This is a genomic window from Bacteroides sp. AR29, assembly GCF_900217715.1.
GTDB classification, from domain to species: Bacteria; Bacteroidota; Bacteroidia; order Bacteroidales; family Bacteroidaceae; genus Bacteroides; species Bacteroides uniformis.
The window spans coordinates 23,154-44,017 of sequence record NZ_OBMS01000009.1; the positions used below are offsets into that span (position 1 = coordinate 23,154).

14 protein-coding genes are annotated in these 20,864 nt (G+C 50.7%); 2 read left to right on the forward strand and 12 right to left on the reverse strand.

Annotated features, from left to right (window positions below; genetic code table 11):
* Nucleotides 1-184: 184 nt before the first annotated feature.
* The 10 genes from CSD97_RS07635 to CSD97_RS07680 all read right to left on the reverse strand — a co-directional run bounded on the left by CSD97_RS07635 (nucleotide 185) and on the right by CSD97_RS07680 (nucleotide 17,980).
* Complete coding sequence (locus tag CSD97_RS07635) at nucleotides 185-607, reverse strand: dihydrofolate reductase family protein (protein ID WP_004291474.1); 423 nt, start codon at nucleotides 605-607, stop codon at nucleotides 185-187.
* Nucleotides 608-886: 279 nt separating this feature from the next.
* The gene (locus CSD97_RS07640) at nucleotides 887-2,209 is read right to left on the reverse strand and encodes a sigma-54 dependent transcriptional regulator (protein WP_004291471.1); all 1,323 of its coding nucleotides are present in this window, start codon (nucleotides 2,207-2,209) and stop codon (nucleotides 887-889) included.
* Complete coding sequence (locus tag CSD97_RS07645) at nucleotides 2,202-4,520, reverse strand: ATP-binding protein (RefSeq protein WP_004291467.1); 2,319 nt, start codon at nucleotides 4,518-4,520, stop codon at nucleotides 2,202-2,204. Before CSD97_RS07645 ends, CSD97_RS07640 begins: the two co-directional genes overlap by 8 nt.
* The gene (gene tet(Q) / locus CSD97_RS07650; RefSeq protein WP_004291466.1) at nucleotides 4,520-6,445 is read right to left on the reverse strand and encodes a tetracycline resistance ribosomal protection protein Tet(Q); all 1,926 of its coding nucleotides are present in this window, start codon (nucleotides 6,443-6,445) and stop codon (nucleotides 4,520-4,522) included. The genes CSD97_RS07645 and tet(Q) overlap by 1 nt, the downstream gene beginning before the upstream one ends.
* A gap of 657 nt (nucleotides 6,446-7,102) precedes the next feature.
* Entirely contained in the window at nucleotides 7,103-12,919 is a 5,817-nt protein-coding gene (locus CSD97_RS07655) for an N-6 DNA methylase (protein WP_004291462.1), read from the reverse strand.
* Nucleotides 12,909-13,496: a DUF1896 family protein gene (locus CSD97_RS07660; RefSeq protein WP_004291461.1), complete on the reverse strand. Its 588-nt coding sequence runs from the start codon at nucleotides 13,494-13,496 to the stop codon at nucleotides 12,909-12,911. The genes CSD97_RS07655 and CSD97_RS07660 overlap by 11 nt, the downstream gene beginning before the upstream one ends.
* A 27-nt stretch (nucleotides 13,497-13,523) precedes the next feature.
* The gene (gene topB, locus CSD97_RS07665) at nucleotides 13,524-15,611 is read right to left on the reverse strand and encodes a type IA DNA topoisomerase (RefSeq protein WP_004291456.1); all 2,088 of its coding nucleotides are present in this window, start codon (nucleotides 15,609-15,611) and stop codon (nucleotides 13,524-13,526) included.
* 60 nt (nucleotides 15,612-15,671) lie between these two features.
* Nucleotides 15,672-17,243 (reverse strand): DUF3945 domain-containing protein, encoded by a 1,572-nt coding sequence (locus CSD97_RS07670; protein WP_004291455.1) that lies wholly within the window; start codon nucleotides 17,241-17,243, stop codon nucleotides 15,672-15,674.
* Nucleotides 17,244-17,263: 20 nt separating this feature from the next.
* On the reverse strand, nucleotides 17,264-17,614 hold the full coding sequence (locus CSD97_RS07675) for a helix-turn-helix domain-containing protein (RefSeq protein WP_004291454.1): 351 nt from the start codon (nucleotides 17,612-17,614) through the stop codon (nucleotides 17,264-17,266).
* 3 nt (nucleotides 17,615-17,617) lie between these two features.
* The gene (locus CSD97_RS07680) at nucleotides 17,618-17,980 is read right to left on the reverse strand and encodes a helix-turn-helix domain-containing protein (protein ID WP_004304264.1); all 363 of its coding nucleotides are present in this window, start codon (nucleotides 17,978-17,980) and stop codon (nucleotides 17,618-17,620) included.
* A gap of 201 nt (nucleotides 17,981-18,181) precedes the next feature.
* Here CSD97_RS07680 and CSD97_RS07690 point away from each other — a divergent pair, with 201 nt between their 5' ends.
* On the forward strand, nucleotides 18,182-18,481 hold the full coding sequence (locus tag CSD97_RS07690) for a helix-turn-helix domain-containing protein (RefSeq protein WP_004291426.1): 300 nt from the start codon (nucleotides 18,182-18,184) through the stop codon (nucleotides 18,479-18,481).
* Between the two features lie 31 nt (nucleotides 18,482-18,512).
* Nucleotides 18,513-18,818 (forward strand): helix-turn-helix domain-containing protein, encoded by a 306-nt coding sequence (locus CSD97_RS07695; RefSeq protein WP_004291424.1) that lies wholly within the window; start codon nucleotides 18,513-18,515, stop codon nucleotides 18,816-18,818.
* Nucleotides 18,819-18,895: 77 nt separating this feature from the next.
* Here the strand turns inward: CSD97_RS07695 and CSD97_RS07700 are convergent, their stop codons facing one another.
* The gene (locus tag CSD97_RS07700) at nucleotides 18,896-19,258 is read right to left on the reverse strand and encodes a hypothetical protein (RefSeq protein ID WP_004291423.1); all 363 of its coding nucleotides are present in this window, start codon (nucleotides 19,256-19,258) and stop codon (nucleotides 18,896-18,898) included.
* 11 nt (nucleotides 19,259-19,269) lie between these two features.
* On the reverse strand, nucleotides 19,270-20,505 hold the full coding sequence (locus CSD97_RS07705; protein WP_004291422.1) for a site-specific integrase: 1,236 nt from the start codon (nucleotides 20,503-20,505) through the stop codon (nucleotides 19,270-19,272).
* Nucleotides 20,506-20,864: the final 359 nt, after the last annotated feature.

Consider the following 20,864-nt stretch of genomic DNA (forward strand, 5'->3'; position numbering starts at 1 on the left):
AATTGGCAAAAAACGCGGCAGAAAATAAAAAATCCAACACTCAATTTTACAAAGTGCTGGATTTCAGAGGTATAAAATTCAGTATTTTTTCACAAGGACAAATTATCTCCGACTTAAATTGTTTGTAATCGGAACATTTATTCTATTCCTGAAAATAGAAATGTATGCTTGCCGCACATTTTGGCTATCTTGCTTTTTTATCAAGGATATAGATAATGCGACATACACCGTTGGGATAGCTTTTCAAAGAGGAAAGCGTCCAGTGTTGCTCTGGCAGAGCCGACTTAAAAAAATGTCGTCCGCTTCCGGATATGAAAGGAACGGTGTATAGTATGATTTCATCCACAGCGTGCATCCGCAGCAGTCCGTTTATATAGTCTGCCGTGTCCGGTGTGGCTTCCGCGAGGTAACGGATGTTTGTGCAGTCTTTTCTCCATTCGTGCAGCATTGAAATGGAATAGTCCGGTGTCACACGGTAAAAGGCTTTCTTCCTGATTTCATCAAGACCGCAACGGTCAAGGCACAAATCCTGATGTGCTTTATCATATAACTCTGAAGAAAGACATCCGTCCATCGTCAGTACGGCGAGAATCTGAACTTTACCCATAATCGTTTCCTTTCGTTAGGCAAGGGTAAAAAAGTAGCGTGCAATTCACACTACCTTCAAGCGATGGCTCTGGTAAAGCCTTTACGGAGAGTACGTGAATGCACGCTATGCGTAAGCATAGCATAAGCATCACGCAATCGTCTCCGTAGTTCCAATTTACCAGATTTTCGCTTGAAACGCCTTGCGGTCTTATCCTATATGTTGGCGGCGAAAAGCTCCTGCCAATCGCCGTTTTTCTCAAATGTTATGCAAAGATAGCCAAATTCAGTGAATTACGGGCTATGATTGCTTGAATTTATATTTAAGTCCATACTCTTCAAGTTTGCTGTATAGTGTTGTCCTGCCTATGCCGAGCAGTTCTGCGGCGACACTCCGGTTGCCGTTTGCCTGTTTCAACGCACGCAATATCCGCTCCTTATCCTCCGCGTCATTGCGCAAGGCGAAGCTGACAGTAGAGGTCGGTTTCGTCACGGCAAGTTCCAGATGCTCTTTCATGACAACACCTTCCTGCGCCTGCAATACAGCACCCATAACTTTCTGCCGAAGTTCCCGCACGTTGCCCGGCCATGCGTGTGTCAGCAACGCTTTACGTGCTTCGGAACTGAACCCGCTCACGCTACACTCCAGCTCTCTGTTTGCCATATCACGGAAGAACTCTGCCAGCGGCATAATGTCTTCTTGACAGTCACGCAACGGAGGAACGGTTATCCCGAAGTCGTGCAGGCGGTACAGAAGATCCTGCCGAAAACGCTTTTCATTCACCGATACCTCCAAATCTTCATTGGTAGCAGCGATGATGCGGACATTGAAATTCCGGTCTGCCTTGTCTCCGACCGGGCGATACCGCCTCTCCTGTATGGCACGGAGCAACATCTGTTGGGTTTCCAACGCGAGGTTTCCTACCTCGTCCAGAAACAACGTGCCGCCTTCCGCCTCATGGAAATATCCTTTCTTGGCATTGTCCGCACCTGTAAATGCACCTTTGACGTGTCCGAAGAAAGCCGACGGTGCAAGCTCTTTGGAGAGTGAACCGCAGTCCACCGCCACAAATGGCTTGCCTGCACGTTTGCTCTTGTCATGCAACAGGTGGGCAATATGCTCCTTGCCCGTGCCGTTCTCACCAAATATCATCACGCTCATATCGGTGGCGGCTACCAGCCTTATGCGGTGCATGATTTTCTGAAAGGCGGAACCTTCACGGGCGAATATAGGCATACGGCGTTGTCCTGCCTGACGTTCTTTCAGTATGGAACGGATCAGGGGGACAAGTTTATCCTCCACAAGCTGTTTGGGAATATAGTCTATCGAGCCGAGTTTCATGCTTTCCACGGCGGTATTAACTTCGGCGTAGTCGGTCATAATGATGAAGGGCTGCATCTTTCCCTCCTTTCGCATCCAGCACAAAAGGTCTATGCCACTGCCGTCAGGCAGACGCAGGTCGGCAACCACGATATCATTATCTGTTGCCTGTTGCAGATGTTTCTTCGCGGTTGAGAGGTGGTAAGCCTTCATATTGCGGTAGCCCTCCCGTGACAGCATATTGCAGACATATTCGCAATACACGATGTTGTCTTCCACCACAATTATTTTTGTCTTATTCATCTTCGTATTTTCTCCTTTCCTCTTCTGCCAACCGTATTATTTCCACTCCCTTATCCAGCACGGCAGTCACGGCATGGCTTAACGCTTCACCATCCGGGAGAGCATCGCCACGAAGCAATCCGTAAAGTACATTCAGCGGTTGGTCGGCACGGAGCACCTCCCACGAACTGCGCAGGTGGTGGATCAGGGAATCCAGCTTTTGCAGGTCTTTTTCTTTTGCTGCATCCCGTACCGCCTGCATTTCCTTTTCTGTTTCAGTTATCAACTTTTCCAGCATGACGGCTTCATTGCCATAGGACAATAAGGCGGAAAAGTCCGGTTTCCCGTCCGGTGTCGCTTTTATGGCACACCTGTCGGAAACCTCCATCAGTTCCGATATGGAGAACGGTTTGAACAGGCATCCGGCAAAGCCTTTTGCCAATAGTTCCCCTTTGTTACAACTGCCCGAAGCGGTTGCCACAACCACCGGGATTGTTGGTGAATTGCCCACGTTGGACGAACGCAACAGTTCCAGCAATTCGAAACCGTTTATATCGGGCATATTCAAGTCTGTCAGCAACAGGCTGTATTCTTTCTGGCGTATCATTTCCATCAGTGCCGCAGCATCGGTGCAAGTGTCGCAGTGTATTCCTTCTTGGGAATACATCTCTTTCAGCATCAGAAGTAATACCTCATCATTGTCAATGGCGACAACATCATGGAATTTATTGTTATGATAAACAGGTGTATTGCTTGTATATCCAAGCTGTTCTTCAGCTTCCTGCATAGAAATTTCAACTGTGAAACGACTGCCTTTCCCTTTCTTGCTGTCTAAACGGATTGTTCCGCCAAGCATCGACACAATATTACGCATTATGGCAAGCCCAAGCCCGAAACCCTCCTTTGCGGCGGCATTTGATAGACGTTCAAACGCACCGAACGCTTGTTTCTGTTCCTCTTCTGTCATGCCTGTACCTGTATCTTCAACGACCAGTGTCAGAACTCCATTATCATATTCAGTAATCAAAGAAACACCGCCTTCTTCTGTGAACTTGACAGCGTTTGACAGCAGGTTATTCCCGATTTGTATTATTCGCTCTTTGTCGGTCAATACAATGGCATCGTGTCCAGTCTTCACGGACAAGGACAGCCCTTTGTTCACGGCAACAGGCATGAACTCCGTTTCAAGTGTGTGCGTGATTGCTGAAATCCGGCAGGGTGACAGACGGGGCTGTTCCTTGCCGTTGTCCAGGCGGAAGAAGTCAAGCAAAGTGTTAAGCATATCCCGCATACGGTCGGAGGATTGCAGTATGTTTTGGATATACTGCCCGGACTTATCCTCACACTGTTCTTTCCGTATCAGTCCGGCATAGCCTGTTATTGCTGTCAGCGGTGTGCGCAGTTCATGGGTGATAGTATGTACCGCCTTCTTCCTTGACGTTATCAGTGCCTCGTTCCGTTGTACGGATTGTTCCAGTTGCCTTATCAAATCAGTTGTCTTGTGCTTGTATTGTTTAATGCTTTTTGCATCACGATGTATGATGATGTAGGAAATTAACAACAATAGAAGAACGAATCCCATTAAACCGCCTACTTGCATAAATGACTTTTCACGCATGGCAACTATTTCGTTTTCCCGGCTTTGCAGTTCGGTTTGTACCTTTTCTTCTATTTGGCAAATCAATTCTTGCAGTTGTCTGTTAAGTTCTGCATTACGAGCTGCAAGGCTGTCGGCTTGTTCCGACAATTGGCGATCCTGCACTTTCTGTTCGCTGATTACGTTTCTATTGACCGAATGAAGGATAGTGGTTGATACTGCTGGAGTTACTTCCTTTTTTTTGCCGAATATGCCTAAGAAACCTTTTCGTTTTGGCTTTTTGGACTGTTCCTGCACACTTTTCTGTACAATAACCGGAATTTGATTGGCTATCTTCTTGTTAATAGATTGTTGTTCATCCATTAACCGGACTATCTGGAACATCTGTCGTTCCTTATCCTCTAAAAGACTGCGCACACTATCGATGCGCTCTGCTGGATAGGTGGCCTTGAAACGGCAGAGCATACTGTCCATTGCCATACGCCGTGCATGGTAATGCTCGATATCTTTATCGTTCCATTCCAGTATTGTTTCACCCAATAGAGAAAATTTTATCATTTGAATATTGATATTGTTTATTTCTTTTCGGAGCTCGTCTATTTTTTTATTGCCAAGTTCTAATGCTTCTATCTCCTGCCATTCATAGAGGCTATTATATGCCATACATCCGATAAGAATGGAGATAAGTATATATCCCAACCGTATTGCCTTATAGAAATTTCCTGACCGCTCCATTATTTTAATGACATTGATTTTTGGAACATGAATAAAAGTTTATCTTTTTCGTTCATGCGGATATTATCAGAATAACCGTCTTTTGTTATTTGATACCCACATGGCTTAACCATAAAAATGCCTAAGCCCTTAGTGTACGAACTTACTTCTGAGGCATAGTCTTTACTTGTATTTAATGGAACTTTCCCTTTAATATGACACCACTCATTATTACAACTGATGTCTTCAATCTCAGACATCAGTTTTTGCAAATCTGTAATAGCTTTGGAACTCGCTACTTGGGGTATCTGCAACTCAAAACAGAGCATCGGTTCGAGAATGTCCACACCTGACTGTTGCAAAGCCAGCCTGAAGACATAAGGGGTCAGCTGTCTGAAATCAGCAGGTGTACTTACCGGGCTATAATACTCGGCTTGAGTAAAAGTTACTTTCAGATCTGTCACTTCCCATCCATGTAAACCAGATTGGCAAGACATACGAATCCCTTCAAAAACGGCATTTTGAAAAGAATGGTTCAGATAACCATAGGAGATGTCACTTTCGATTTGCAACCCTGCCCCTAACGGTAAGGGTTCAAGAGTCAGCCCTATTGTGGCCCAGTAAGGGTTGGGTGGTACTTCGATCTGAATAATCTTATTGACCTTTTTTATAGGTCGTTCTTTGTAGATAGTCTTGATCTCATCAAAATGGACCTTTACGGAAAATCGTTCTTCCAGCAATGTCTGTATGATTTCCTTTTGGGTCAAACCATATAACGAGATTTCCAATTCATCACTATATGAGTTTATGGAAAAGGACAAAGACGGGTCTTCAATCCACAATGTATTCAGAGCGGATATCACCTTGCTTCTCTCTTCGGGCTTATTTGGCCGGACGGAGGATTTGAGAGCGGGATGCTGATGAGATAATCCTTGAATCAAACAAGGTTTAGCACCTAAATAATCTCCGATTCGAAAATCTTCTATATCTTCTACAATCGCGATATCATTGGCACCCACTTCATCAACATTTATCTCTCTGCCCTGATAAATAGTCTTTAGATTTTTAATCTTGATGAATTTTTCCGAATCGTTGATTCTTACAACGTCTCGAAGTCTCAGACTTCCGTCAATTATTTTAAGAAAACTTCTTTTATGCCCTTTGGGGTCATGCTCTATCTTATAGAGATAAGCTGAAAGTCTGTTTGAGACTGATGCCGGAGGAAGTATAAAAGAAGAAATGGCGTCCAACAACTCATTGATACCGATATTGAACATTGCTGATCCATGTAGCACCGGATAGACTTTGGCTTTTGCCACAAGAGCGATTATCGTATTCCAATAATCAGCCGGTGAAATTTCGCTATCCGCCAAATATCGTTCTAATATATCGTCGTCATGGTTGCATACAAATTCTTTGTATTCTTCCTTTATATATGTTTGGGAGCAAACCGGATAAACCGATCCATCGACAACAGTTTGCATAAACAGGACATCTTGCGACAGATTTGTTTTTATATCCATATACAAACGCTCCAAATTCACACCGGCACGGTCAATCTTATTGATAAATATAATTGTCGGGATTTGCAGCTTTTGTAAAGTACTGAACAGCAACTTTGTCTGCGCTTGTATGCCTTCCTTTGCGGATAAGATGAGGACTGCTCCATCAAGCATTTTGAATGTCCGCTCCACTTCCGCAATAAAATCCATGTGTCCCGGAGTGTCAATGATATTGCATTTCACTCCATTCCAGATAATAGATGTCGTAGAAGCCCGGACAGTAATTCCTCTACGTTTCTCTATATCCATAGAGTCCGTTATGGTGTCACCATTATCCACACGGCCGCACTTTTCCGTTGCTCCACTGGCAAACAGCAGATTCTCGGTTACGGAAGTTTTTCCTGCATCAATGTGAGCAAGAATTCCTAAATTTATAATATTCATTTGGATTAAGCAATAATATACTACAGTAGATGCATTGTCGAAACGCACCTTTTAATACCTCCTCGTAGCATATGAGAACTACAGGATTACTAACTCGTATTAATATGTATATTATTACTGCCGCATAACGATTACAAAATTACACAAAAAAATATATCTAACAAAAGTGGGAGGATTTTTTAACTTTTTACCATAGACATTTTATTAGGGAAGCGTAGGTTCAACTGGCAAGTACAAATAAGTAGAAATGTTTGAACAACACCGTTTTAGGAAGTTGAAAAATCAAGTTTCTCTCTCGGTATAGCGTTTATTTTGGCCAATATCTTCTTTAGTTTAGCATTTGTGTATTTCCCATTCGTGTTCTATTTAGCTCCTTATTATGAGTATGTAGCAAGTTACTTATCAAATTCAGCCTCTTTGAGGGTCAAATATGGTTTTGCAAATGGTGACTGACAAGACATAAACAAGGTCAGCAGGAATTTTTTACATAAATGGACATGAATGTATATAACCTAAAATAAGAATAAATTTTAATAAGGGCTGCCCAAAAAGAAAAAAATGCAGTTGCCATCCTATAGATACTTGCAGAAAGGATAAAATTTACTTTTAGACCTTTTGGGATAGCCCTTATTAATACTTCAGATAAAATTCCTTAGGTTATATTTTCAATCCTTTGGACCGGGTTTCCTCCTTGGCATACAGTCCCGGACGCCCGATTATGACATGGTTGGCAACGATACTATCCGCCGGACTGCGTATCTGCGGCGGTGCATTTTCGGGATATTGCGCCTGCCTGTTCCTCACATCTTCCGCTTCCGGCTTGAGCTGTTGCCCTTCATTCTCCTTTTCTGCGACTTCGGGCGTGGGTGGCGCAAGCTCCAGCTGAATTTTTCGGTCAAGGGCGGCAAGTTCGGACTTCAACTGCTTCAGCTCGTCCTCCTTCTTCCACACCTTACCCGCTATCTCCTGTAACTGCGGTATCTCCATCTCCAGCACCTCGTTCTTCGCCTTGTACTGGTCGATGATGGAGGGTATCCTCTCCATCGCGTTGAGGAAGTTGCGGGCGGCGGCCAACGGGTCAGCCATCGCCAGATGCCCGTTGTTGTAGGTGTACTTGTAGTTCCCCTCGACCACGAAGCGGTTGTCGGTGAACTCCAATCCCTCTTTGAGTATCCTTTCGCTCACCACCTTTATCGGAAAACCGTAAAGTTCACCGACCTGCGTGTACAACCCTCCGGTCGTGGCATTCTTGGCTATCTCCTGCAAACGCTTTCCGATGACCTTCTCATCGGCGGAATCCACTCCGTCCACCTTTATTATATTAAGGCGGTTGCCCTCCTTGTCGGTCTGCACCACCGACAGGAAGCGGTTCCAGTCCTCCGTCATGGCATCTATGAAAGCCGTGTTGTTGCGCAACTCGCCGGTCTTTGACTCCAGCTTGAACTCCGAATCACGCTTGCCCTTGTTGAACGACTTGCGTTCCCCTTCGAGCGATGCGATCCGCTTTTCCAGTTTCGCCTTGTCCAACAGGTCGGTATTGCCGGAGAGCAACGCCATGTATTCCGAGAAATTCATGCCCGATTTTTCGTCCATTGCCCCCTCGTCGATGGTACGCGCACCCATCGCACCGCTTTTGAGCTGGCTTATGAAAGTCTGCTTGCAGTGCAGGAGGTTGAACTTGTAGCTGTCCAGTGACTTCTCCACCGCGTAGATGATTACATCCACGTTGTTCCCGGCGAAATGTTTGGCAATCTCATTACCTGCCCTAACTCCGCGTCCGTCACGCTGTTGCAAGTCGGACGGTCGCCACGGCGTATCGAGATGATGGATAGCCACACACCGTTTCTGGGCGTTCACACCCGTTCCGAGCATAGAGGTAGAGCCGAACAGCACACGCACCGTCCCGGCGTTCATGGCGTCTATCACCGCCTTCCGCGCCTTGTCGGTCTTGCACTCCTGAATGAAGCGCACCTCGCTTGGCGGTATACCGTAGTCCTCCGTCAGTTTGCGCTTGATTTCCGAATAGACGTTCCACCCGTCGCCCGGCTGGTATGTCCCCAAATCAGAGAAAACGAACTGCGTGCCTTTCTGGGCGTCGTATTTTTGATAATACTCCGCGATCATCTTGGCACAGTGACTCGCTTTGTTGTCGGGATGATCTTCGTAATTCGGGTCTATCATGCGCATGTCGAGTGCCATTTTCCGGGCATAGTCCGTGGCGATGAGCATCTTCGCCTTTTCTTCCGTTTCCGAAAGCGGCAGCCTGCCCAACAAGGTGGCATCGCCCGTCTTGGCGAACTGCATCAGTTTCTGTATGAAGTCCTCCTGTTCCGGCGTGGGCGGTATATGGTGCAGTATCTCGTTCTTGGCAGGACGGTCAACGCCCACATCCTCCGCCGTGCGGTAGTCCGTGATTTCATTATAGAAGGCGGCAAGCTCCGGCACTTTGATGAAGTAGCGGAAACGCTCCTTCTGGACCACATTGTTCGTCACGTTAAATTCAAAATCCGTCGTCTTCTTGGCAAATATCGCCGCCCAAGCGTCGAAACACCTTATGTCCTGCCGTTCCAGCTCCTTCGGGCGCAGGTACTTGAACAGCAGGTACAATTCAGTCAGTGAGTTGCTGATAGTCGTGCCGGAGAGGAAGGTCGCACCCAAGTCTTTTCCTGTGCGCTCCTGTATGGTGCGTATGGCAAAGAGCATGTTAAGTGCCTTCTGGCTTCCCTCGCTGTTTCCCAATCCCGCCACACGGTCGTGGCGCGTGTTGAAAGTCAGATTCTTGAACTGGTGGCTCTCATCTATGAAGATGTGGTCGATGCCCATCTGCTTGAAATCCACCACGTCGTCCGTGCGTGACTTTATGGCGTGTTCCACCTTCTCCAGCTTCGCTTCAAGGTTGTGCTTGCGCTTCTCCAATCCTTTCAGCATCGCCCGCGACACGTTCTTTCCCTGCTGCCGTAGCACTTCGAGGTTTTCCTCCACCGTGTCAAGCTCTGCTTGCAGGATGCGCTGCTGCAATTCCGGCGACTGCGGTATCTTGCCGAACTGGTCGTGCGACATGATGACGCAATCGTAGTCGTTGTTCTTTATATTATTGAAGAAGCGCACACGGTTGGCGGTCGAAAAGTCCTTCTCCGAAGCGTACAGAATACGTGCGTTGGGATATGCCGCCTGATAGGTGGCTGCAATCTCCGCAACGTTGGCTTTCAGCCCGATAATCATCGGCTTGTGTGCCAAATTCAGACGCTTCATCTCATGCGCGGCGATGCACATTATCAGCGTCTTACCGGTTCCCACCTCGTGGTCGCAAATTCCGCCGCCGTTCTGTTTCAACATCCAGACGCAATCCATCTGTGAGGGATAGACGCTCTTGATACCCCGGCTTGCCAGCCCTTTCAGGTTGAGGTCGGGAAAGGTCTGATGGGAGCCGTCGTAGCGCGGGCGCACGAAACAGTTGAACTTGCGGTTATACATCGTCACAAGCCGCTCCTTGAACTGCGGCGACTGCTCTTCGAGCCATTCGGAGAAGCCGTTTCGTATCTCGTCAATCTTGGCGTTGGCGAGTTGTATTCCCTCGCTGTCGCGCATCTTGATGTCGTTGCCATGCTCGTCCTTGCCGATGGACTTCATCATGTCAGGGCAGGTGTTGTGCAGGGCGTGTTTTAGGAGGTGCATACCGTCATAGTTCCGGTAATACCCCTTCACCAGAAACTCGTCCGTGATTTTCATGGTGCGGTAGCCGCACACCACCGAAAACTCGTCCATGCTTGCGGAATAGGCGATTTTCACCTCCGTGTCGAACAGCCGGCTCATGTAGGCGGCATAGACACCCGTCGGAATCCAGCGTTCCCCGAAATTGAAGTCCAGATCCTCGAAGGCGATGCGCTGCGGCTCGGCATCTTTCAGAGCCTCCAACGCCTGCTTCACCTCCGGCATACGCTCATTTTCGGGATTGTCACCCATCCATGCCTCTATGCGTTCCGCTTTCTCTATGACATTTCCGGCGATGAAACGGTCTTTGATTTCGTAACCGGTCACGAGCGGATTGTAGTAGATGCGCCCTTGCAGGGCAGTGAGCAAATCCTCCGCCGTGCTGTCGGTTATCTCCCGCATATAGTCGAGATTGACCGTACCATATTTGTTGAGCGACGCAGACAGGGCTTCTTCGGGAGAGCCTACGTTGGCATGGCTCTCCACCGCGAAGGAAACAGGATGCTCGAAGATGTCCGCCTTGACGAACTTTCCGTTTTCCATCCGTTCCAGCGAAAGGATGTCGCGCCCGCCCGCATCCATCATCACTAACTTCACGTTCTGCTTGGCGTTGAGGTTGCCGTAGCGCATGACAAACTCATCGTAACAGGTATTCAGATGCTCTCGCCACGGAACATTTGCCTCGCGCCGGAGCGATTCATAACGGTACAGACGCTCGTAGGCGTCACGCAGCGACACATACAACAACGCCTTTTCCTTCTGGTATCCTTTCAGGTCGAGCGGCTGGAATGTCGCCCCGTATGGCGTGATGTCTTTCAGGTAGCCGATGTTATGACGCCCCCGGTCAGCCACCAGCGACCCTTCGCGCAGGTGCATCTCCGGCGTGCGGTGGTAGGCACGCGGAGAAAGGTCCACGACTTCCTCCTTCGGCTTTTCCGCTTCGATGTCGGGGAAAAGGAAAGTCCCCACCGCTTCCGATGGGGTATCTGTAACGGCAGGTGCGGCGACTGCCTCCGGCTGTGTTTCCTCCTGTCGTGGCTGCTCACGGGAAGTTTCCGGCACGGCTTTCACTTCCGTCTTTTCCGCCACTTGTTTCTCGTTATGCTGCCTTGCCAGTTCCCGAAGTTCTTTCCTACGCTCCGGCGTCAAACCCATCATCATTTCATAGAAACCGTTGATGGGAGGATTGGTATCCCAGTCCAGTGTGGCATAGATGTCGTCCGGGTCGGCAGGCTTGGCGGTGTTCTCCGCTTTCACCTCCTTATTCTCCATTGCGGGTTTTGCAGTTGGAGCTGTCGGTGTAACCGTGACTTTCGGTTTGGGCGGAGTGGACTTTGCCGTAACTGCCTTTTTCACCGTCTTTTTCTTTTTGGAGGTTTTCGGTTGGCTGACCTCTTCCGTCATCCCCCAGAGGTCAAGCAGGGTGAGCTGCACGCCTGCGGAATATTGCGGGCGCGGTTCTATCTCCGGCTTTTCATCTGCGGGTTGCGGCTTTTCTGTCGGAGTTTCCACCGTCTGCGCCGAGGATACTGTTTCCAATTTTATGGCAGGACGCTCTACTTTATTTTGAACGGCAACTTTTTCTTCCGTTCCTGCCTGCCGGATTGAACCCGAATACAAGCGCATGGCAAGCCTGTAATGGAAATCCTCGTCGAGCATACGGCGCAAATCCCCGGCGATGCCTGCTGCCTTGCCCTCGTGCAGATAAACCATAGCGGGCTTCCCGTAGGGGTCTGTGTCAAGTTTCGCCATCGTATGCACGATGCGTTCCGGGTGGTGGATGAAATAGGCGTTGTCGGTCAGGGCGGTTTTCGTGTCCGTCTGTATCACGGTCATCAGCCGCTCGTCCTGCGACATTTCCTTCTTGCTGAGGTTCTTTTGCAGGACAATCAGGTCACTGCCCACCTCCGTGCCCGCGTTGTCCGTGAACAGGTTGTTGGGCAGGCGTATCGCGGATACCAGATTGGCCTGACTGAACAGCTCGTTACGCACGGAGGTCTTGGTGCTATTCAATACCCCTTGCGAGGTGATGAACGCCACGATACCGCCGTCACGCACGGCATCCAGTCCTTTGAGAAAGAAATAGTTGTGGATGGTTTTCTGGGCGGAGCGTCTGCCGAAAGAGTCGCTCCGCTGAAACTCCGCGTCGAACACGGCAATGTCACCGAACGGAATGTTGGACACCGCCAAGTCGAAATAATTGTTGAACGGTCTTTCGATTTTCTCAAAACCGCAGGTGCGCATTTTCTGGTCGGGATAGAGATGCCTCAAGATTGTACCCGTGAGCAGATCCTTCTCGAAAGCCATCACATCCGCATTGGGGCTGTGCCGCAGCATGGAATCCACGAACACGCCGACACCTGCCGACGGTTCGAGCATACGGGCGGGGCGGACGCTGTAATCTGCCAGCACGTCCGCGATGGTGTCGGTTATCTCTTTGGGGGTGTAGAAAGCGGTCAGCACGGACGCTTTCAGCGAATCCACAAACCGCTTGTACTCTGTTTCGTCCTTGCTGTTCTCACGGATAAGCCTGTGCAGCTCCACCGTCGGGGCGAACAGTTCGAGGTCGGATTTCGCCCACCGGACGGCATCCGTCAGTTCCTTTGCAGGGTTGAGGATACATTTCAGACCGCCGAAACCGCAGTACCTTTGAAGTATGGCACGCTCTTCGGTTGTCGCTGTCCTATTTTCCCTGTCAAGGATGAATGCCGTCCGTATCGCCTCGATGTTGTCCCGCAGTTTCTGTTTGCGGTTAAACGCCATATTCGTCTAAGTAAAGGACGGTTGCTCCCGTCAGCTCCGTGTAGAGCAGGTCGTAATCGGAAGACAGGGCGAAATTGTCATCCGAGAGGTCATAGACGGAGAACACGTTGCCGACAAGCGGCAGCAGTTTCAGGACAAAGGCTTCACGCTTCTCTTCCGGCACTTCATCGGCAAACTCGTTTTCCACGACTTCGCGGAGGATGGCGTAACGGGAATAATGCAGCCCGCGCAGCAGCGTGTCCATCGCCAGTTCCTGCGCACCATCGGCGGGATAGCCTTCAAGCCGTGCCCTCTCATACGTTTCGGCGGCACGGTCGGCCCGTTCCCGTATGAAAGCGGTGTCGTCAGCCTGTTCAAACTTGTTCGTGCGGAGATAGTCCAGCAGGTACAGACCGTAATAGGAAAAGTCGGTCTGACCCTCGTTTTTCTTCTTGTTGTTCATTACTTTGGATTTAGCGGATTGATAATTAACGGGATAATCGGTTGGAAAAAGGAAGAAAAAGGCACTCGGTATCCCTCCGAGTGCCACCACTAAATCCAAAGTATGAGTGTAATCCGGTATCGAAGAACAATTCATTACTCTGAACAAGTGGCAAAGTTAATACTATTTCTTCCGTCCTGAAAATTTCTTGTCCTTTTTAGCCTCCGGGAACACAAAAGTCGTGTTATATTCCCCGTCAAAGGCGACAACAGCATCGAAACTCTTGCCCTGTTTGCTCTTGAACCCTTTGAGCAGCTTGGTATGCCCTTCGGTGAGCAGGTCTTTGATTTCATCGTCGGACAGGGTGCGTCCCGCTTTCAGCCGGAACACGGGCAGTCCGCACTCCGTGTTGTCGCAGCGTACCACCTTGCCGTAGAACCGCATCCTGCCCGTGCCACACTTGGGACACGCGCAGCCGGAGTCACGGCTGCCGAAGAGCTTGTCGCACGAGATCAGTTCGGAGGTTATCTCACGTGTGTACGCCTCTATCTCCTTGCGGAAGGTGTCGTCGGACAGTTCCCCGCGCTCGATACGCGCCAGCTCCTTTTCCCATTCGCCCGTCATGGCAACATCGGCGATGCGCATCGTCTTGACGACGGAATTGAGGGCAAGTCCTTTTTCGGTGGGAACAAGCGACTTCTTGCAGCGTTCCATGTAACCGCGCTTGAAAAGCGTTTCGATGATGGAGGCGCGTGTGGCGGGAGTACCGATGCCACAGTCCTTCATCGCCTGCCGCAGTGCGTCGTCCTCAATTTCCTTGCCCGCCGTTTCCATTGCCGAGAGCAGGGTGGCTTCGGTATGCAGCGGCTTGGGTTTGGTCTTTCCTTCGGTAATGGACGAGCCTTTCGGTGTCAGCGTGTCGCCTTCCTGCCAGCCGGGGATGGTAATTTCCTCTTTTTCCTCGCCATAGACGGCACGCCATCCGGTTTGCTTCACGACGCTGCCTTTTACGGTAAACTCCACTCCGGCACATTCCGCCGTGACAGTGGTCACATCCTTGACGCATTTCTCAGAGAATGCCTCGACCATGCGCCCGGCAATCATCTGATAGATGGTATTGTCCTCTTTGGAGAGGAAGAGCGGTTTCTCACCCGTGACGAGCAGGGCATGGTGGTCTGTCACCTTGCCGTCGTCCACGCTGCGGCGTGTCGGGGCGGCTTTTGCCCGCACCTTGTCTTTCCATTCGGGCTGTGTGCCGATGAAAGCGAGCAGTTTGGGAATTTCGGCAAACACGTCTTCGGGGATGTAGCGGCTTCCCGTTCTCGGATAGGTTATCAACTTCTTTTCGTAGAGTTTCTGCGCGATTTCAAGCGTCTGTTCCGCCGTGAAGCCGTGCTTGGCGTTGGCTTCTTTCTGGAGCGTGGTCAGGTCGTAGAGCAAGGGAGTTTCCTCCGTCTTCTCCTTGCGCTCGGCTTTCGTGACAGTGGCGCAACCTGCCGCCTTTACCTTATTATATAGTTCCATCGCCGGTTCTTTCTCTTTCCATTTCTCGGAGGATGAGAATTTCACGACTTCGCCGTCGCAACCGTCCGTTGCGATATGGAGCTGCCAGAATGCTTCGGACGTAAAGCGGCGGTTCTCCCAGTAGCGTTCACATACCATAGCCAACGTTGGTGTCTGCACCCGCCCCACGGAATACGTGCCGTGTCCGGCGGCGATGGATAACGCCTGTGTGCCGTTGATGCCCACGAGCCAGTCGGATTCGCTCCGCGCTTTGGCGGCGAGGTAGAGGTTGTCGTATTTGCTGCCGTCTTCGAGTTTCCGCAGTCCCTCGCGGATAGCTTTGTCGGTGAGAGAGCTGATCCACAGGCGCACGAAAGGAGTGGTGCAACCCGTATAGTGGTAGAGGTAGCGGAAGATAAGCTCTCCCTCGCGTCCGGCATCGGTCGCCACGATGATATGTTCGCTTGTGTCGAACAGTCTTTTGATGACTTTTATCTGCGACACCACGCCGCTGTCGGGCTTGTAACCTTTCTCCGTCCTGACCTGACGGGGGACGAGCGTGAATGTGTCGGGAATAATCGGGAGGTTGTCACGGACAAATCCGCGCACGCCGTAGCCGTCGGGCATGGCAAGCTGAACGAGGTGTCCGAATGCCCATGTCACGGCATAACCGCCTCCCTCGAAATATCCTTCCTCTCTCTTTGTCGCGCCCACGATGCGGGCGATTTCACGTGCCACGGAGGGCTTTTCTGCAATGATTGTCTTCATGTCTTCTTCTTTTTTGTTGATACTTTGGATTTTATTTTGGATTCAGTGGCGGACACGGGATTACATTTTCATGCCCTTGCCCGTTTTCTTCTGCGGCTTCTCCTGCTGCTGTTGCTGGCGGGCGTCCTTCGGGTTGGTCTGACCTTTCTGCAACGGCTCTCTCAGATTCTTTGTAGCCTCGTTGGTCTTGCCATCGTTGTTCACCGCCACCTGCGTGCGGCTCTCGTTGGACGGAGCAACCTGCTGTGCATTGTCAGGGTTCGTGTCGTAGCGGTACGGGCGTCCCTTCTCCGGGTTGAACTTGATATACATCGTGGCATGGAAGCCCTGCTTGTCGGTCACGTTCTCCAGCTTCACGGCTTTACCCGCCACATAGTCGGCTTTCTGCTGGTCGGTGAAGCTCACGCCGCTCCATTTGCTGATGGGGCGGATGCTGCCGTCCTCGTTCGTCCACGTGTTGCGGCGTTGCTCCTTCTTGGTCTGTGCGGCATTTTCCCCGCCCTGCGCCTGACTTTTCGATGTGTCGCCTTTGGTTTCCTGTGTCTGTGCGGTACGGGGCGACTTGCCGGTTCCCGGCACGAACTCCACGCCGCGCTGCTCCACGTTCACTTGCAGGGTGGTGACGAACTTTCTGCCGTCGTTGCGCTCGATGAGCTTGTCGCGTACGGGCAGTCCGGCGCGGAGCATGTCCCGCTCCTGCGTGGTGATTTCCGTCTTGCCGATGCGCTCCGGGATGCGCACCCTGCTTGCTGGAATGTCCGTGATTTCATTCGTCTTGCGGTCGATGCTGATGTAGGAGGGGATGATCTCGCCCGTTTCCCTGTCCACAATGTCCACGACCCTACCGAGATTGCCCGTTTCGCGGAGGTTCTTCCGGTCATTGTCGGAGAATTTGTGTTCCTTGTACTCATCCAGCTTCTGCTCCTTGCGGATGAAGTGCGGCACGAGGCTGATGTTTCCCTCACCGTCCTTCTTGAAGGAGAGGCGGGCGTCCAGCTCGAATGATTCGCCGCCGAAGGTCGGTTTGACCTTTACCAAGTCGGACTTGCCATAGTTGAGCATCTTCGTAAGGTCGCCGGACTTTTCAAGGTTGTCCCGCTTTACGCCCCATCTGTCCTCCAGCTCCTGCCAGTTGATTTTACTCTCGTCGATGGGCTGGTAGCCACGTTTGCCCTGCATCTGTTCGGATTTGTCCTGTTGCTGTTCTTTCCGTTGTTCCATGTTCTCCTGTTTTTGAGGTTCTTGTTTCTCTGTCTGTTGTGCTGCCATCTCTTCCTGCACCTTCTTCTCATAGTCGGAGGTGTCCACCTTGTGAGGGGCGAGCAGCTCCTTGTTCGCTTCGGGGTCTTTCAGCAGTTGCTTCATCACCTCTAAGAGATTTTCAGCTTGGTCTGCCGCAATGCGGTAGAAACCGAAGCGGCTGGGTTCCTTGCACTGCCGGAAGAAGTTCTTGAAGAAGTTGTCCAGCACGTCGCCATGTCGGTCGAATTGCAGGAAACTCTGCGCGTTCTCCGCTTTTGCGGGGGTGCGCTTGGGTGTGCCGTCCGCGTTCAGCCCGGCTACCACGCTGATCTCGCCTGTCTTCTCGTCACGGACTACCAGCACGTCCTTTTCGTCTTTTTTCTTTGCCATCTGAAAAATGTTTTAATGGGTTATTTATGAAAGAAATTATGGATACGAGCCTTGTAGAAGGCTATATCTTCCTTTTTGAAGTCCTTGATATGGTTGGAAAGGAATGTCAGCACGTCCTCCTCGCTGTAATAGGTCTTCTTGCCCAGCGTCTTGTAGGGCAATGCGCCTACGCTGCGGTAGCGTTGGAGGGTGCGTTTGCTTATCTGGAGCAACATGCACAAATCCTGATTGTCGAAAAGGCGGATGCTTTCCGTGATAGTGGGCTGTTTCCCCTCAGCCTTCATCGCCAGCAGCAGTTCGTCCTGACGGTCGAGCCGTTCCATCAGCTTCTGCATCCAGCCCTCGAAGTTGTTTCGTGTGAGCAGTTCCATGACCTATGTCCTCCTTCCTTTTGGTTTGCCGCCCGTGCGCAGCGTGTGGTTGTGGAACAGGGTGTCTATTGTCCCTTCCTCGTTCCTTACTGTGTTGTCCTCCAATAGCCGCAGTATCTCGGAAAGGCGGTAGCGGCAGCTTCCGCGTACCACCACATACTCGATACGGTGGTCGGTGCGCATACGCTGCATGGTGCGCTTGCTCACGTTGAGCATCTTCGCCGCCTGTGCCGTGTCAAGCAGCTTGTCTTCGGTTTCCCGCTTCCGTTTCTTCTCGTCCCTTGCCTCGCGGATGTACCCTGCGATGTTCGCAATCTGCGCCATCATCTCCTTGTAGGCGGAACTTTCCATTGTTATCACTTTCATGTTCAGTCCTTTCTTTTTGTTTCTGCGACAAAATTCGGCAATAAACAAAAGGGGCTTTAACAACTCACTACGTGACTCACGTAAGATTTTTGCGGAAGATGGCTCCGTAACCCGGTCAAACGGCGCAACAGGCAGCCTTTCAGCGGAAAACGATACGTCTTGTATGCCGTTTCGTTACCTTTGCGGCAAACTCTAAATGACATGAATATGGAAATAGTATCTATCGAGAAAAAGACTTTCGAGATGATGGTGGCGGCATTCGGCGCACTCTCGGAGAAGGTCGCCGCCCTGAGGCGCAAAAGCGACACGGGGCGCATGGAAAGATGGCTCACGGGCGAGGAGGTCTGCGGGCAGTTGAGAATAAGCCCGCGCACGTTGCAGACGCTGCGTGACAGGCGGCTTATCGGCTACTCGCAGATAAACCGCAGGTTCTATTACAAGCCAGAGGAGGTGAAGCGGCTGATACCGCTTGTCGGCACGCTCTATCCGCACGGCAGATGATTTGATTTATTCACCCACTGAATCCGAAGTTATGATGAACGAGAACAACGATGTTTTTACGATGGAAGACGAGCCGATAGCCTCTGTGGTGCAGGATATGCGCAAAGGCTCGAAATGGCTGTCCGCATTTCTGGAAAGCTACCGTCCTCCGCTGGACGGGGAACGTTACCTGACGGACGGCGAGGTGTCGGAACTGCTCCGTGTGAGCCGGCGCACCTTGCAGGAATACCGCAACAACCGCGTGTTGCCCTTCATACTTTTGGGAGGGAAGGTGCTTTACCCGGAAACGGGGCTGCGCGGGGTACTGGAAGCGAACTACCGCAAGCCGCTGGAGTGAGGCGGTTTCATGAAAAAGTAAACGGGTGACACCTTTTGTGGTGCTACCCGTTTACTTGTCTTATGGGGTATGTGCAATCAGCAATACCCGGCTTTTCCGTTCTGTATGAACATCACGTATGTCTGCCGTTTCTCTTGTGAGAGTGCCTTTCCCACCAGCCATGTGCGGAACAGGTGGGTGTTGTAGGTATTCACCCTGAAAGCGACCGGGATGATGATTTCAAGGGCGTACACGTCCGCGTGCAGCCCGTTTTCAAGCTGCATGTAGCGGCACACCTCGTAGTCGTTCAGCACGTCCGACTTGCGGACGGCTCTGATGGCGGCGTTCACTGCCGGGACGGTCGTATGGAACAATCCGGCTATTTCGGTGGCGGTCATCCACACGTCGTTACCGGTTACGCTGACTGCCTTGTCCTCGATGATGATTGTGTCACGTTTCATGGCTTTTCTTTTTAGATGGTGCAACCTGCAAATTCCTCGACGCCGTTCAATCTTGCGGCAAGGTTCTCCATGTCCTGATTGAGCTTCTCTTTGGTTATCTTTGCGTAAATCTGCGTCGTCTTTATGCTCTTGTGTCCGAGCATGGAGCTGACCGTTTCGATGGGAACACCGTTGGAGAGGAATATCGTCGTGGCTGCCGTGTGGCGGCTCTGATGCCACGTGATATGCTTGGTGATGCCGCAACGCTTGGCGACGGCACGGATACCGGCAAGGCACGTGTTATAATGCGGAACGGGAAATATCCTGCCGTCCCCGCACAGTCCCCGGTATTTGCCGATTATGCGGTTGGCGATGTCGAGCAGGCGGATGTTGGACACCACGCCCGTTTTCTGGCGGTTGATGTTTATCCACTCGTGTTCGTCGAAGTAGGTGCGGATATTCTCTTCCGTAAGGTTGCGCATATCCGCGAACGACAGCCCCGTGAAGGCGCAGAACAGGTAGAGGTCGCGGTACAATTCCTGTTTGGCGTTTTTCAGTTTCCCCTCCATCAGCAGGCGGATCTCATCTTTGGTCAGGAAACTGCGTGTTGTTTCCTCCTTCTTGATTTCATACTCGCGGAACGGGTCGCGCGTCAGCCACTCGTTGTTGATGGCGATGAATACCATCGTCCGTAACGGGCAGACGTACAGCCACACGGTATTGGTGCAGCAGTGCTTGTCCGTGCGCAGGAACATCTCGAAGTCGGAGATGAAAGCCGGGGTAAGCTCTTTTAGGGCGATGTCCTTCACATGGTAGCGGATGTCGAGGAACTCTTGCATGTGCTTGTAAACGGTGCGGTACTTCAGCAGCGTGCCTTTGGCTTTCATGCCTGCCTCCACCTGCTTCTCGTAGTCCTCGTTGTGCTGGCGGAACACCTGCATCAGCGTGTGGTAGCGGTGTTCCAGTCCGAGAAAGGCGTTCTTCACCTTCTCCGCCGTGACGAAGTTGTCACGCTCCATGATTTCCTGATAATGCCTGTTGATGCGTACCCGCATCTTGTCAAGCATACGGTTCGTTTCGAGTGCCGCCGTGCTTCTGCCCGTGACACGTCCACCTTTGGTGTCCCACAGTTTCGGATCGACAGTCAGTTTGCAGCTGAACTGTGTCTGGCTGCCGTCCACCGTGATGCGTCCCATGACGGGAACTGTCCCGTCCTTTTTCACTACCTGACGCTTGAGGTAGTAGATTACTGAAAATGTACTCTTCATTGTCCTTAATTTTTGGGTTTCAAAATTAGTTGGTGAAGAGTCCGGTGTTGGTACGCAAAACGGGGAGGAACGGCGCAATCTTTTTCCGTAACCTGATTTTTCGCATGAGTTATGGATAACTCACTATTCCTTAGAGCCTTGTTTCGCTATTCGTACCCGTTTGTCGCATTTTCGGGCATGGTTACGAACAAGTAACGTAGCGGCGTCAGGATTTGGCTTCGGCAGGGATTGTAATGGCTTCACGGATTATCGCCACTTCAACCAAAACCCTTGTAACTCAATTCTATCACTATATCTTTCCGCATTTCACTTTTTTGTAGTAACTTTGCAGACAAAATATACATTATTCATAAAGGGAA

Excerpts from the sequence above, each read along its gene's own strand:
- CSD97_RS07635 (WP_004291474.1), bottom strand. The coding sequence starts at position 607 with ATGGGTAAAGTTCAGATTCTCGCCGTACTGACGATGGACGGATGTCTT.
- CSD97_RS07640 (WP_004291471.1), bottom strand. The coding sequence starts at position 2,209 with ATGAATAAGACAAAAATAATTGTGGTGGAAGACAACATCGTGTATTGC.
- CSD97_RS07645 (WP_004291467.1), bottom strand. The coding sequence starts at position 4,520 with ATGGAGCGGTCAGGAAATTTCTATAAGGCAATACGGTTGGGATATATA.
- CSD97_RS07655 (WP_004291462.1), bottom strand. The coding sequence starts at position 12,919 with ATGGCGTTTAACCGCAAACAGAAACTGCGGGACAACATCGAGGCGATA.
- CSD97_RS07660 (WP_004291461.1), bottom strand. The coding sequence starts at position 13,496 with ATGAATTGTTCTTCGATACCGGATTACACTCATACTTTGGATTTAGTG.
- topB (WP_004291456.1), bottom strand. The coding sequence starts at position 15,611 with ATGAAGACAATCATTGCAGAAAAGCCCTCCGTGGCACGTGAAATCGCC.
- CSD97_RS07670 (WP_004291455.1), bottom strand. The coding sequence starts at position 17,243 with ATGGCAAAGAAAAAAGACGAAAAGGACGTGCTGGTAGTCCGTGACGAG.
- CSD97_RS07675 (WP_004291454.1), bottom strand. The coding sequence starts at position 17,614 with ATGGAACTGCTCACACGAAACAACTTCGAGGGCTGGATGCAGAAGCTG.
- CSD97_RS07680 (WP_004304264.1), bottom strand. The coding sequence starts at position 17,980 with ATGAAAGTGATAACAATGGAAAGTTCCGCCTACAAGGAGATGATGGCG.
- CSD97_RS07690 (WP_004291426.1), top strand. The coding sequence starts at position 18,182 with ATGAATATGGAAATAGTATCTATCGAGAAAAAGACTTTCGAGATGATG.
- CSD97_RS07695 (WP_004291424.1), top strand. The coding sequence starts at position 18,513 with ATGATGAACGAGAACAACGATGTTTTTACGATGGAAGACGAGCCGATA.
- CSD97_RS07700 (WP_004291423.1), bottom strand. The coding sequence starts at position 19,258 with ATGAAACGTGACACAATCATCATCGAGGACAAGGCAGTCAGCGTAACC.
- CSD97_RS07705 (WP_004291422.1), bottom strand. The coding sequence starts at position 20,505 with ATGAAGAGTACATTTTCAGTAATCTACTACCTCAAGCGTCAGGTAGTG.